Genomic DNA, 643 nt, shown 5'->3' with positions numbered 1-643 from the left:
TTTTATATAAATACGGAGAAAATATAATGAAATTTATTATAGCAATATTAATGACTTCATTGTTATCTTGCGGTTATGATAAAACTGGACATTATGTCACTTCAAAAATTAATGCTACTAATACAGACGAATACGACCGTTATGTCATGCAAAAAATAAATGACATCGCAATAAATGGCGTCATTGATGACAACGAAAAAACGAAAAGGCTGTTGTTGGACTTGGTGCCAGAAGTAAATCGCATGAATGATGAGAATGAAAAGTACAAAGCATTATTGCAAATATATACATTAACAGATGTTCATAAAGCAATAGATTTTATTGATGAAGTTCTTAGGAAAAACCCCGATCATTGGTTACTTATTTATAAATGCCAACTTATGAAAATCAATAATTACGACAATGACGAGATAACAAATTGCTTTTCTCATATTGCCAGAAAAGCAGAAGAAGAAATTAAGAAAAATAACTATAACAAAAAAGACAATACCAAAGAAATTTTGTTGTACTATCTGGCTGAGATAAATGCTGGAAATGTGGCGTATATTCAAAAATCAAAAGATTTATTAGATAAAATACAGACCCAAAAAAGAAAGATGAGTTGTATCAAATTTTTAATAGCCAAATAGATATTGAAAATTAA

Annotated in this window: 1 protein-coding gene; it reads left to right on the top strand. The window is 28.5% G+C overall.

All coding sequences use genetic code 11. From position 1 onward, the window contains the following. Positions 1–629, top strand: a 629-nt coding sequence (locus B0182_RS13755) for a hypothetical protein (protein ID WP_211271662.1), incomplete at its 5' end; no start/stop codon positions are given. Positions 630–643: the final 14 nt, after the last annotated feature.

Source organism: Moraxella bovis, from assembly GCF_002014975.1.
GTDB lineage: Bacteria > Pseudomonadota > Gammaproteobacteria > Pseudomonadales > Moraxellaceae > Moraxella > Moraxella bovis.
This window is presented reverse-complemented; position numbering and strand designations above follow the sequence as displayed.